Raw genomic sequence first — 14331 nt, forward strand, 5'->3', positions numbered from 1 at the left:
ATGAACTTTATTTTAGGCGATATGAGTAATATGGGGCATCAAGGTTTAGACCCTGCGAATACAGAACAAATTAACAATCATGTTGCTAGTTCTTCTAAGCTATCAGATAAGGATATTTTAGGAATATTTGAGAATTATGGAAATAGTTTAGAAATCACCAATATTGTGACTAGCATGTTTAGAACAATTGGTTGGTACTTTGTACAATTTCTTGTATGGATAACGGATTTAGTTTCTAATTTAGCAATTAACGTATTAACTCTTTTTGGATTATTAAGTCAGGATAGTATAACAAAACTATTAATCGAAGCTAAGCCAGTATTGATTTCAATACTGGCTTTATCAATTATGTATATTGGTTTTAAAATGATGACTGGTAGACAAGTCAATAAAGCGAATATATTTACGGCAATCATTGTTGCTATTATCTTTTTAGGAAGTTTAAATTCGACTATGCAGACTGGTTCTGAATTGGCAAAAGAATCAAGTAAAGCTGTAGAAAACTTTGACCCAGATAGTAGTACACAAAGTGATGATGGTTCAAAAGCAGGATCATCATTATTAAAGAAAAATATAGTAGATATTAAGTATGTAGCAGAAAAAGGTTTTCCTAAACTAAAAACAACTAGAAATAATAGTGAATATAACAAATTAAATGCTAAAACGGCTAAATATATTGATATTAACGAGGGCATTGATGCAGGTGATGTTAAAAGTAAAAATGCCAAAAAAGTATTAGGGAAAAAAGTTGTTGTTGATGAAAACGGTAAAACTACATTAGGAAAATTGAAAGATGGAATGTTTGGTATTGGTAAAGAACAATACTATAGGTTCCAAGTTAAATGGTTTACAGCTATTGTTGGGCTTATTTGTTTAGCTTTAGGCCATTTTTTAGCTGCATTAAGGGTTGCAAGTATAATTTTAGAATTAGTAGTTACAAAAATCATTGCAGTAGGTTTTTCTTACGCATTACAGGGTGAAAAACTGAAATCAACAATAGTAGATATTATCAACGGATTTATAAGTATTGTGCTTATATTTGTATGTCTATTTATCTTTAAAGAAGTAGTAGGATTTTTAAATGATAAGCCATTAGGTGTATGGTTTATTGGTTTAATAGCAGCAACATTCTTTATGATAGATGGGCCAAAAGTTATTGAACGTAAATTTGGTTATGATGCAGGTCTTCAATCACCATGGCGTTCAGCACTTGCTATGTATGGTGCAGCTAAAGCAGGTGCAGGCGTTGCAGGTTCAGGAATAGGCAAGGCAAGTGACAAAATTAAACAATCACATTCAAATTCAAATAAAACAAACAGTAATTCAAATGACAAATCTAACAACGAAACAAACAGTCGTTCAGAAGCACTTAATCAACAATCAAGTAATTCTAAAAGTAATCAAGAAAGTAACACAAGATCAAATGGTGAACGAAACTTAAATGAACAACAAACAGCAACTGCGAATGTAGGTAATGAAACTAACAGTAGAACTAATCAAGAGGCACAAGAAAAACAAAATAGTGAAACACAAGATGTTAATAATAGACAATCAGCCAACTCACAATCTAGCAATACACATCAAACGTTAGATCAAGAAATGAAAGAATCAGGTCATGGTACTAATGATTTTAACGGTGTGGGAGCAGGACATAGTGCATTATGGGCAAATAAACCAGCAAGTGGTTCATCTAGCTTGATGTCTGAAGAAAATCTTCAAAATGTTGAAAAACAAATAAATAATGGTGGTTCTTCAAGTAATACGACTACAAACACACCAACGTCAGCTGAATCTATAAATAATGGTGGTTCTTCAAGTAACACGACTACAAACACACCAACGTCAGCTGAATCTATAAATAATGGTGGTTCTTTAAGTAACACGACTACAAACACACCAACATCAGCTGAATCTATAAATAATGGAACTACTGGTAACGCTCAATCCAGAAATACACCATTATCATCAGAAGCAACCAATCGTGAACCACAAAACACACCAAAACAAGCAAATGGATTTACGCAACAAAGAGAAAACCAAAAACCACTATCTAGCAATCAAAATAAAGGGAATTCACAGTATCACAGACCGAAAAGTCCTATGAGTGCAAATAGAAATAATGGTCAAAATAGAACGCCATCACAAAAGGCATCTATTAATAGAGGTAACACAGGTTCAACACAAAGTAATAGAACACATGTGAATAAACCATCTAATAGTAATAAAACTGTAAATCAACCTAAGCAAGTCAATTCAGTTAAATCAACTAACAGTGGCTCAAATAGAAGTGCTAGACCATCTAATGGTAGTTCAAATAGATCTTCTAAACCGACACCCAATAGACCGGTAAATAAACAAAGAATAAATCCAAAACGTTAGGAGTGTAAATAATGGCAAATAGAATTCCAGAAAGCACCAGTGTAGAGGCCAAATTAACTCGATGGTTATATATGAAAGACGTTGTTGTTATTTTCACTGTCTTTGTTATAGGGTACTTTCTTCAAGCACTAAATATAGTACCTGCTCAATTAACAATCTACTTATATTTATTAGAGGTTTTTATAGCAGCAGTATTATTGATTAGACCATTTGGTACGAATCCCACAAGACGAAGTTTAAGAGTGTTTATGTTAACAATGACCAAAGATAGAAACACTTATGAAGAAATACCATACAGTATTATTAGCAAGACTAAGGAGGGCAAAAAAAATGCCATTATTCGAAAGCAATCAAGCTACAAAGACTTCCTCGAAAAACAAAAGTAATACAGAGAATCAAGAAGTGCTATTTAAAGAAGATAGCACTTCTTCTTTGTTTGGGAAGCATAGTAATTCAAATAAGAACACTGTAAAAACAGAACCTACTAAAAATAGTGATAAGTCAGGTAAGAAGCCATTATTTAGTACACAAACAAAGCAATCAGAAGAACGAAATGAAGATGAAAGTAATAATTCTAAAACATTATTTGAATCACCAAATATAGAAAAAAAGAAATTTAAAATTAAAAATAGACCTCGTATTAAGAAAAAAGACAAACCCTTAATTCAATTTAAGAAACATAAACCTAAAAAAACATTTCTTGATATAACAAATATTATAGATCGAACAGATGAAGCAACAGGAGGTTTGTTTATTCTAAGAGATGGAACTTATATGAAATTCTTTCAAGTACACCCCAAAGACATTATGAGCCGAAATTCAAACGAACAGTTATATGATATGGGTGTTTTGCTAAATATGCTAAAAGCATATAACAAAGATAACAAAATACTAGCTTTGAACATGCCGATAGATACAGAACAACAACGCACTAATTTAATTAAAAAGCATGACACTAGAGAAAATGATATTCATAAATACTTTTTAGAAAAACGAATAGAAAAATTTGAATATCTTGAACAGTCATCACGTATGGAACGTTCATTTTTAGCTATGGTATTTGGTACAACGCCACAAGAATTAAGAATAAATCTACAAACATATAAAAATGCTATGTCTGGTGGATTCCCAATTAAAATGTTGAATGAAGAACAAGAAATTAAGATACTTTATAAATTGAACAACCAATGCGAAGAAATTAAATAGGAGGGATTATATGAGTTTATACACTAAAATGAAAGAAAAAAATCAGACAAAGAAAAACTTGAACAGTGGCGATATGTCAGTGTCTGATTACAATTTAGACTTACTTGCAAAGATTCAGCCTAGAGGTGGCGTAAATTATAAAAATGATTTTTATGTAAAAAAAGGCACTGGTTACGAAACCTGTATTACTATTTATGAAACACCTACTGATGTTGAAGATTTTTGGTTAGGTCAACTTATGACGATGGATAATACTATCGTAACAATGGATATGAAAACAAAAACTAGAGAAGAAATTAAAAATGACTTGAAAACTGGTATGACAGAGTATTTAGACAGAATGAACAATGATAGAGATATTGTAGCAAGAAGTGAAGCACAAGAAGCCTATTATGAATTAGATAGTTTATTAAGAGATATTCGTAATGGTGGGGAATCTATTAAGGAAGTTGTACTAAGAATGTATGTAAGTGGACGTACACGTGATGAAGTCGATGAAAAGATAAATGAAATACTAATCTTCTTAAATTCAATGGATTTTAAAGGTACAGTGTACCTTAATGAACAGAAATTTGAAAGCCAAGCACTAACAATGAGCTTAACGCAACAAGATGCCATTTTGCCTCGTATTAAAAAGGATATACCTGCACAGACAATTGCGACAGGCGTTCCTTTCCATTCGGTATCTTTAAATGACCCTAGAGGTGTTTATTGGGGGACTTCGGACACAGGAGGTAACATCATACTCGACTTGTTCCATAAAGACCAAAGACGTAATTCATATGATGGTGTATTAGTTGGTGCGAAAGGTGCAGGTAAATCTCATGCACTTAAAAAGATTTTATTAGAAGAATCTATACAAGGAAATCGTGTAAGAACAATTGATTCGACTGGGGAATTCGTACATTTAGTTAACGTATTAGGTGGTAAAACAATTTCACTAGATGGTACAGATGGAATGATTAATCCATTAGAAGTCAATGCAGTAGCAGTAAGAGAAAAAACAGATGATTTAGGTCAGAACATTCAAGAAGTTGATGAAGTAACTTCATTCAACCAACATAAGCAAAAATTGAGTACATTTTATGGATTGATGAATCCCGATGCAGCTGAAAAAGATAAACAGTTATTTAGAATAATCGTTGACCAATTTTATAAACACAAAGGTTTATGGAGTTCAAATCCAGACGAACAAACAAATATCACTAACTTAAAATCAAGTGAATATCCTACGTTTTCTGAATTACTTAATTATTTAAGAGAAACATTATATAGTGATGAAAAATTTACAACGGTTAGAGAAAATATATCAGATGAACGAGTACAACAATACCAAGCGATTGAATTAACTTTATTAGATATTATATCTTCAAATGGTCGTATGTTTGACGGACACACAACAATTGAAAACTTTAAAGAACACCAGATAATTAATTTTTCTATAAGACAATTGAACTCAATGGGTGATGAAGTTAAAAAATCCCAATTATTTAACGTAATGAATCTTTTATTTGATGAAATGGTTTACTTTGGATCACCACAATTCCAAGCATATAACCGAAAAGAACTAGAACTAGATGATGCTGTAAGATACAGATTGATTTTTGATGAAGCACATAACTTAATTTCAGCAAATGAAACAGATGCACCTGTTGTAGATAAATGTGAAAAGTTCATACGTGAAGATAGAAAATATTTTGGAGGCTTTATATTTGCATCACAAGATATTAAAGACTTTATACCAGAAGATTCTCAACAGAAAAATATAGCAAAAGTGAAAACATTATTTTCACAAACAACATATAGATTCATCATGCGACAAGATACTTCCAATGTAGAAAAATTAGGAAGTATTTTCTCACAAGAATTAAGTGATTCAGAATTGGGAGTAATACCGCAATTAGGCACAGGTGAAGCAATATTAAATATAGCAGGACTTAGAAATGTGAAATTTAAAATTGAAACGACAGAAGAAGAAAATGATCTCTTTGGAGGAGGTGCTTAATATTGCGTAAAGGTAATATGGTAAAAGGAGCCTCTAAAAAAGCTGTGAAGATGGCAGCAAAAGCCATTGCTACAAAACTTAATATTTCATTATGGTATGTGTGGGCGTGGGTACTAGGTATTCTCGCAGTCATACTTTTAATTATAGTGATATTCGGAACAATTATCACAGCAGTAAAAATAGAAGAAGATAAACAGAAAGAACAAGTAAGTGGTGGCGATGGTGGTTGTCAAGTTTCAGGAGGTAGCGTTAACGACAAAGGAATATCAGTTTTTGAGAAAAATGCTAAAGGTGGCGCTTTAGAGGGTAAGTCAGAACAAATTCAAAAAATAGCTAAAAAACATAATGTTCCACCTAAATTATTCATGGCAATAATTGCTAGTGAATCTCAATGGGGTAAAGGTGTAAATGCTACAAAACAAAAAAATCCATTGTCTGTAATGGGTGCAGGTACAATTCATTCTGACCATGCAAAATTTGATACTATTGAAAAAGGTTTAGAAGCAGGGGCAAAAAATTTAGATGAATTATATATAAGTAAAGGTTTAACAACACCAGAAAAAATAGGGCCAAAATATGCACCAACAGAAGGAGCTACTAATGATCCAACAGGTATGAATAATAGTTGGATTCCAACAGTGAAATCAATTATGAGTTCGTTAGGTGATGGCAAAGGTGAAGCAAAAGTAAGTTGTGATTCTGATGTACTAGCTGGTAAATCAATCAAAAAATTAGACAAAGTTCTAAAAAAACATGATGGAAAATTACCTAAATATAGTGGTAAGAAATTTGAACCTAATACTTACGCATATAACCAATGTACTTGGTATGTATATAACAGACGTAAAGAATTAGGATTACCAGTTACATTATTATTTGGTAATGGTGGAGATTGGCCAGAGAAAGCAAAACAACAAGGTTATAAGACAGGAAAAGAACCAAAAGTTGGGGCAATGGTATCGTGGCCTTACAATTCAGAAGATTTTGGTTCAACTGAATATGGTCATATAGCGTTTGTTGAAGAAGTCAAAAAGAATGGGGAAATCAGAGTAAGTGAATATAACATTAAACCTTTAGAATATGGTGAAAGAACATTTAAACCTAAGAAAGATTTAACGTTCATATATTAATCAATGAGGTGAAAAATATGACAAATAATGAGAGCGAGAATAAAAATAAAAAATCAAATTCTACTAAAATATTTGGGTATATAATTGTACTGCTAGTATTAATCGGTACAATTATATATTTCGTGTATAGCTCACAAAATGATACAAATTCAGAAAACGAATCTTTAAAAAGAACAGTCAATGAACTACAAAAAGATAATGATAAAAAAGAAGATTTAATAAATAGATTAGATGCTAAAAACGTAAATAAAGAAGAAGAAGAAATAAGAAAAAAAGCTAAAGAGTTTGTAAAAGTATTATATGTAACTGACCCACAAATGGACGATAAAAAGCGATATGAAAATGCAAAGAAAGTAATGGATAAATCTTTAGCAGATCAATATTATGGTGATAAAAGAAAATCACCAATTAAATATAAAACAGAAATAGAAAATGTAAATATATATTCAGAAAGATACTCACCTAAGAAATCAGATTATCATATGTATTTAACTTTAACTCAAGCTATAAAAGATAATAATGGGAAGATAGTTTCTTCAAGAGATGTAGCATCAGAAATGACGTTAAAACAAGAGAAAAGTAATGACTGGAAAGTAGTTAAATTCAAACAATTTGACGACCAAAAAAATGAATACAAAGATGAAGATAAAGACTAAGAGGTGAGAATATGAAAGAATTATTCACAGCATTTAGAAGTGATAAGACCTCGATAAAAGGAAAAGGCAGTTGGTTATTTTATGGACTAACTGCCTTTGTTGTTTTAGCATCACTCCTTTTACTTTTTGGTCATTTTTATACAGAAGATGAGGTAACAAATGCAAATACAGAAGTAGGAAAGTGGAATGATTTATCAGCATCAGGAAAAGTAAAAATAGATAAATGGGAATGGAATAAAAGTAATCATACGATGGATTTAGTTTTACAATACCATGATGATATTAACCAAAGTAAAGACATAAAAAGAAGTTATGAAATGATACCAAATACAACACCAAACCAAACAGTAGATTATAAAGTTATTGCAAAAACTGATAACAAACAAGCAATTAGAATTTATGATGTTAAAAAAGGTTTTGAAGTAATGGTAGTTAAAGTATTTGAGAATTCTGGTTCAGAGTCAGGTAAAGGTGAAGAAATAACTAAGTTACTCGGTAATGAAAAGAAAGTTAAAACAAATGATTCTTCTAAAGATATGAGTAAAGAAGATTACCAACTAGAATTTGTACAAAATGATATTGATGATACGTTAAATTCTAAAAAAGATTTAGAAGAATCTGAAGAAAAAACTGAGAAGAAAATATCGAAAACTAAAAATGAAATTAATGAATTAGAATCAGAAAAGTCATATCAAACTGGAACAGAAAAAACAGAAACAGACAGTAAAATTGAATCTAAAAAAACAGATATTGATTCATATAATACTGAAATTGATGACTACAAAGAACAAATAAAACAAAGCGATGAAAAAGTAAAATTATTAAAACAAAAATACAATGATACAAAAAAATATACGCAGTAAAGTGGTGAGACAATAGTGAGACGTAAACTATATATAGTGTCACAATTGTGAGGCACCCACTATATATAGTGTCACAAAGGTGAGACAAAAGGGGATTTAAGATATCATTTAAAAATTGACTTGAATTGTTGGAATGTCTGGCTTCGCCAGACCTATCATTTTAAATGATAGCATATTCCCCTTATGCTCTTAACTCACATACTGGTATAATATAGAAATATTGAAAGGTGGTAACGATATAATGGAAACTGTATCGCTATATATTAGGAATTTAGATAAGGGTTTGCATTTAAGAATTAAACAAGAAGCAAAAGAAAAAGGTTATAGTATGAATGAATATATACTCAAACTTTTAGAAGAAAATGATCCTTTAGAACAATATAAAAAATTATATGAAGAACAAACACATCAACAAGCACAAAATACTAAAGTTTTAAAAGAAGTAGCAAGTAAGCAAGATAAAATATTAAACATTTTAGAATCAGTTGATTACTAATATAAAGGAATGATTGTATGCCTAAAATAGTTACAATGTCTGAATTTGAACAATCAAAAAATAAAACGAAATTTAGCAAGTATGTTGATTACGTTGATAGAGATGAAGCAAAGAAAAATGAACATAAAGAATTCCAATATGATGTCTACACACATTATATGTTTGATGAACAAAAAAGTAATTCAATGTTCAACGATAATTCTAATTATATGAGTGAAGATGAAATTAAATATACTAAGTCTAAGTTTAATGAGGCACAAAAAAACAACGGAATTATGTGGAAAGATGTAATTTCATTCGATAATGAATCTTTAAAAGAAGCTGGTATATTTGATCCAGAATGTAAGTATTTAGATGAACAAAAAATGAGACAAGCAACAAGAAAAGCTATGCAAAAATTTGAGAAAAAAGAAGGTCTAGAAAGTAATTTAGTATGGTCATCATCTATACATTATAATACGGATAACATACATGTACATGTAGCAGCAGTTGAAAAAGATGTTACAAGAGAACGTGGCAAAAGGAAGTATTCAACGATTAAAGAAATGAAATCATCATTTGCAAATGAATTGTTTGATATGAGTGGTGAACGAACTAAAATTAATAACTTCATAAGAGATAGAATAGTTAAAGGTATAAAAGAACAAAACGAACCAGATTACGATAAACAAATGAAGTTACAACTAAAAAAAATACATGAAGGAATTAAAGATATACCCAAAAAAGAATGGCAATATAATAACAATATTATGAAGCAAGCTCGCCCAGAAATAGATAAATTTACTTTAATGTATATAAAAAATAATCATGGTGAAGAATTCGACGAATTCAAGCAAGACCTAAAAAAACAGTCTAAATTATATAAAGAAACATATGGGGATAAATCAGATTACAAAAAGTATGAAGAAACTAAAATGAACGATTTATATTCACGTGCAGGTAATACAGTTTTAAAACAAATCAAGTCATTTAATGAAGAATATAATAATATTAAGTTTAAAGAAATCAATAAACAAGATAATAAAAAGCCTTTAAATATTAATCCTAAAGTAAACAATAAAATGCAAATTGGGTACGCATTAAACAGTACATTATATAATACACAAAGAGCATTGAGAAATGACTTTCAAAAGGAAAGAAATATTAATCAATATCACTATGAATTTGATAAATCTTATGAAAAAGAAGAATAATAGGAAAGGTTTGATTATATGTCATCACATAGAATTCAAAAAAGATTTAGAATAAATCCTGATTATTTAGAGCATCTTGAAAATGTAAAAAAGGAAAACAATCTTCAAACTAATGGAGAAGCAATAGAACATATATTAGATGAAAACATTAAGTTGAAAGATGAATTATTAGGTAAAGGTAATAATGATGTAGCTGAAAATACAAGCAAAATATTAAAAGCTATTAACCAAAGTTCTAAAGATATTAAAACTATATTAGAATTTGCTAACACATATGCATATAGAGAAATGTTTGAAGAAAATATAAGCACAACTGAATCACCAACTAATTGGTTAAATGAAGCAAAAGAGGAAGTTAGTAGACAAATACAGTATAAAAGAACGCAAAAATTATCAGAACATTAAGGAGTGGTGATCAATGGAAAATAACCAATTAATTAAAGATGGTGAAACAGCAACATTTGTAAAATTAGAAGATAATATCATAACAGTTGAAACAGAAGAATTTGAATATGATTTTGAATTATCAAAAGCACAACTTGAACAATGCTATCAACAATTATCTAAAAATGAAGAACCCGAGTTCACTATTAATGCCGACAAAGGTATTATCATTTTTAATACTGAATACACTGTTAAGCAGCAAGCAGAAATTGATTCCATAGCTGATTACTTCTTTTCAATTGAAGATATGCCAGTTACCACTAAATATTGTACGATAGAAAGCATGTATGATTTAAAAGGAAAAAAATATGCAGATATTTTAACAGAGGATAATGAAGCATTAACTATATATTTAAGAGATGATATTCATAACTTTATACTAAATTGTTTACAAGAAAGTGATAATGATGAACAGATTGATGAAATACAATTTAAATATAGTCCAGAATTTCATAAAATAATTTTTAATGATATGAGTGGTTTTGATACAGGGGATTTGGAATTAGGAAATATGATAATAGGGGAAGATGGTGAAGAATAATGAAGCAATCTGAATTGAATAAATTTATTAAAGAAACATCAGAACAAGCCTTAGAACAACTTGATAAATTCTTCCGTTCACCAGAAGATATTAAAGAATATATTGATTTTGCTTCTCAATTTTATAATTACTCAAATAGAAACCAAATGCTAATTGCGAATCAAAATGATGGTGCAACTATCGTAGCCCCCTATAAAAAATGGCAACAATTAGATGCACAAGTTATGAAAGGCGAAAAAGCCATAAAGATAATGGTTCCTAGTGAACGTAAAACGTTTGTACGTCATAATGGTGAGGATAAAAATGTTGTTCCGATTAGTAAAGCTACAGCAGAAGAAAAAGATAAAATTAAAAACAACCAAATTAAAGTAAATAAGTCCATCACATTTGTTAAAGGTAATGTTTTTGATATTAGACAAACAAACTTACCAGAAGATAAATACCCTCAAATGCTACAACAATTAAGAGGGAGTGTTCCAGATTATGATGAAAAAATAAGTAACCTAACTAAAATTGCTAATTCATTTAATATTAACGTACAACAAAGTAAAGACAGTATGGAGGGTGCAAGAGGTGCTTATATAGAAACTCATAGTGGTCAAAAAGTTATTGAATTGAATAAAAATAACGAAGAAAAACAAAATACAAAAACGATGATTCATGAGTTAGGTCACGCCCTTATACATGGCAAAGATAAAATTGTAGAACCTAATAAAGATTTAAAAAAAGAACATAGAGAATTTCAAGCTGAAATGACAGCATTAATCGTAGGTAAGTATATGGGATTAGATAATGATGATTATTCTATTAAATATATTCATGGTTATGCTAATCAAATGGATAATTCACAAAAAATGGATTTAATGAAAGATGTTCAAAAAGCATCTAGTGAATTAATAAAAGCCATAGATGGTAATGACAGTAAGCAAATATATTTAGAAGCTAATCAAAATAAAGATAGAGCATATATTAAGCCAGAAAATATTAAAAATAATTCATTCATGAGAGAAAATCAGCTTTATACCGTACAAGATGCAAATTTTTTCTCAAAGGAAATGTACAGTCAGTTTACGCCCCAAATGGTATATAACAGTCCAAAGGATAATAGGACGAAAATACTACAAGGTAGAGAATATAGTTATGCACCCAATCAAACAGAATTATCGCAACCCAATTTCTATGACTATTTAAGACAATATGTAGCACCACAGGAACAAAGTGGTCGCAAAATGGTAAATAGTGAAGAAAGGATTGATAACCGATCCAATTTCAAACCTGTTGAAAATAATAAAAATATAGAAATCATTAATGATGATAACGACTTATCAAGATAATTAAAGGAGTGATTTTAATGAATCAAAATGAAATGGGAAAAAAATACCAGACATATTTACTTAAAGAATTCTTTTCAGATAAACCATTATTCAATGTGCCTCAACTAAGTGATGAAGAACAATCAGATATGGAAGAAATAAAAGCTAATATTAATCCTAACGTTAAATCAGTTATAGAAGAAAGTGTACAAGATGCGACAAAGAGTTTTACTAAACTAGATAATGCAGTTAAAAACTTACATGAAGCAGAAGAACAAATGGAAGATGTAGAAGATATTCAATTAAAAGATAGAGCATATAGACCATTAGAAAATGAAGTGTTTAATGAATACAATAAAAATAAAGAAGCATTTAATAAAGTAAATCAACAATATCAGATAGCAGATATTAAAACACAAGAAGATATTGAATCACCATCAAAACATTGTTATGTATCAAATATAGATAATGGAACAATTGAATTAGAAACAGACGAAGCTATATACACTGTTACAATACCACACCAAGAATATTTAGAAATGCTAGAAAATCCGAAAAAATATGAATTTTCACTAGATAAAGAAACTGAAAACATAGTTTATAGAGAAGCAACAGAATCCATTGAAATGGAAAATGATGGTTTAGACAAGACGCCACGTTTTAATAAAAAGCAGATAGAAGAAGAACAAGATAATGAATTAGAAAGATAGAATAGGAGTGAACGTATGGAAACGCCAATCAAGGATATATTAAAAGAAAAGTACAAAATTGATTTAGATAAAGAAGATTTACAAGAATTAATAGCGAAGCAAGTTGACCAAGAGTTATTAAAAAGGATTGATAAGCCAGATAGACAACAATTAAATCAAGATAGCTACTTTAAAGAGTTGCAGCAATCACTTGTAGGCATGAAAGAACGTTTGAGTAATGCATTTACAAGTGATTTTATTATGCAACAAATTAACGGTGTAAAAGACTTTTTCAATGACCATTCTATTAATCCTGAAACTATAAAAAATAATATTAAAGATTTAGTTACATGGAACAAAGATAGTCCAACAGTAGAAAATATCACTTCAACATTTGATAAAGTCAGAGATATATTTACAAAAGAGCAAGAACAAGTATCAGAAATTGAAAATGAAACACCTACATTAAGTAATCAGTTTGATAATTTAAAAGATATGATGAAATCAAGTTATCAAACAATTAATCAAGGTGCAGATATTCAAAACTTAAGAAACTATGAACAAGTATCAAGATTAGAAATTATAAATCAGAAATTAAACATTCAAGACGACAAGCAAGAAACACCTTATAACTTTGAAAAAGTCAATCATAGTATTGATTGGCAAAATCAAGAGGAAAAAGGAAATGTTATTGATTTATATAATTATCTTAAAGATGCTCATAATACAATATCTTATAGTGAGCCTTATTCCAATGATACTAATATTAATAAACTTCAATTAGAACAATTCACATTGCAAGGCATACAAAGTATTGAAGAAAAAATAAGTCCCAGAGAGCTAAACGAAAGTAGAATACAGCATTTAGAAGATCAAAAACAAAACATACCTCAATACGAGGGCATGAATGAATTTGATAAGGCTATTAAAGGCATAGAAAAAACATTACCTAACGAGGCCAAAGAGCATATTCAAGTATCAGAAAAATCAGAATTAGAGCAAAACAACGTCATTAAAGAGGCCTATGATATTCAACAAACAGAAGTTTTCCAATCTTTAAATGAAAAAAGTGAATATAAAGAAATGGCAGAGAATATTGATGATAAACAAGTCGAAGCTAATTTGTTAGATGTAGATGGTGAGAAAGTAATAGTTGAAGTAGGCAGCGAAGAATATGCACTCACATTAAATGAAACAGATACAGCAAAAATACAAGCGAATGAAGATGCGTTTACATTTAGCTTTAACACAGAAACAAATGAATTTAATTATCTAATAGATGAAGATGCTATTGATGAAACACAACAAGATAATGAAAAAAAGTCACATACCCCTGAACAATTTGCAGAAGCTAAGCCACTTCCACAAGAATATATAGATATGGCAGAAAGTAGCGATTTTGAACGATAATTTAGG

14 protein-coding genes are annotated in these 14331 nt (G+C 29.7%); all 14 read left to right on the top strand.

All coding sequences use genetic code 11. From position 1 onward, the window contains the following. On the top strand, nucleotides 1-2379 hold the full coding sequence (locus tag ACM6UH_RS12760; protein ID WP_433912045.1) for a pLS20_p028 family conjugation system transmembrane protein: 2379 nt from the start codon (nucleotides 1-3) through the stop codon (nucleotides 2377-2379). Between the two features lie 11 nt (nucleotides 2380-2390). Continuing rightward, complete coding sequence (locus tag ACM6UH_RS12765) at nucleotides 2391-2765, top strand: DUF5592 family protein (RefSeq protein WP_433912046.1); 375 nt, start codon at nucleotides 2391-2393, stop codon at nucleotides 2763-2765. Beyond that, nucleotides 2710-3585, top strand: coding sequence for a hypothetical protein (locus ACM6UH_RS12770; protein ID WP_433912047.1), 876 nt, complete (start codon nucleotides 2710-2712; stop codon nucleotides 3583-3585). Before ACM6UH_RS12765 ends, ACM6UH_RS12770 begins: the two co-directional genes overlap by 56 nt. Nucleotides 3586-3595: 10 nt before the next feature. Next, nucleotides 3596-5590: a VirB4 family type IV secretion system protein gene (locus ACM6UH_RS12775; RefSeq protein ID WP_433912048.1), complete on the top strand. Its 1995-nt coding sequence runs from the start codon at nucleotides 3596-3598 to the stop codon at nucleotides 5588-5590. A 2-nt stretch (nucleotides 5591-5592) separates the two neighbouring features. Next, nucleotides 5593-6720, top strand: a complete 1128-nt coding sequence (locus ACM6UH_RS12780; protein ID WP_433912049.1) for a CHAP domain-containing protein — start codon at nucleotides 5593-5595, stop codon at nucleotides 6718-6720. Between the two features lie 17 nt (nucleotides 6721-6737). Then, entirely contained in the window at nucleotides 6738-7376 is a 639-nt protein-coding gene (locus ACM6UH_RS12785; RefSeq protein WP_069844528.1) for a hypothetical protein, read from the top strand. 11 nt (nucleotides 7377-7387) lie between these two features. Beyond that, entirely contained in the window at nucleotides 7388-8239 is an 852-nt protein-coding gene (locus ACM6UH_RS12790; RefSeq protein ID WP_210139639.1) for a hypothetical protein, read from the top strand. A gap of 241 nt (nucleotides 8240-8480) precedes the next feature. Beyond that, nucleotides 8481-8735, top strand: a complete 255-nt coding sequence (locus tag ACM6UH_RS12795; protein WP_031884044.1) for a FitA-like ribbon-helix-helix domain-containing protein — start codon at nucleotides 8481-8483, stop codon at nucleotides 8733-8735. A 17-nt stretch (nucleotides 8736-8752) separates the two neighbouring features. Beyond that, on the top strand, nucleotides 8753-9928 hold the full coding sequence (mobP2, locus tag ACM6UH_RS12800; RefSeq protein WP_433912050.1) for a MobP2 family relaxase: 1176 nt from the start codon (nucleotides 8753-8755) through the stop codon (nucleotides 9926-9928). 18 nt (nucleotides 9929-9946) lie between these two features. Beyond that, nucleotides 9947-10333: a hypothetical protein gene (locus ACM6UH_RS12805; RefSeq protein WP_031884042.1), complete on the top strand. Its 387-nt coding sequence runs from the start codon at nucleotides 9947-9949 to the stop codon at nucleotides 10331-10333. 13 nt (nucleotides 10334-10346) lie between these two features. Further along, complete coding sequence (locus ACM6UH_RS12810) at nucleotides 10347-10913, top strand: hypothetical protein (RefSeq protein WP_069844524.1); 567 nt, start codon at nucleotides 10347-10349, stop codon at nucleotides 10911-10913. Next, nucleotides 10913-12247, top strand: a complete 1335-nt coding sequence (locus tag ACM6UH_RS12815) for an ArdC-like ssDNA-binding domain-containing protein (protein ID WP_433912017.1) — start codon at nucleotides 10913-10915, stop codon at nucleotides 12245-12247. Before ACM6UH_RS12810 ends, ACM6UH_RS12815 begins: the two co-directional genes overlap by 1 nt. Before the next feature lie 17 nt (nucleotides 12248-12264). After that, nucleotides 12265-12936, top strand: a complete 672-nt coding sequence (locus tag ACM6UH_RS12820; protein WP_031770313.1) for a hypothetical protein — start codon at nucleotides 12265-12267, stop codon at nucleotides 12934-12936. A 15-nt stretch (nucleotides 12937-12951) separates the two neighbouring features. Then, nucleotides 12952-14325: a hypothetical protein gene (locus ACM6UH_RS12825; protein ID WP_433912018.1), complete on the top strand. Its 1374-nt coding sequence runs from the start codon at nucleotides 12952-12954 to the stop codon at nucleotides 14323-14325. Nucleotides 14326-14331: the final 6 nt, after the last annotated feature.

This window comes from Staphylococcus sp. LKG4-2, assembly GCF_050955665.1.
Lineage (GTDB): Bacteria > Bacillota > Bacilli > Staphylococcales > Staphylococcaceae > Staphylococcus > Staphylococcus saprophyticus.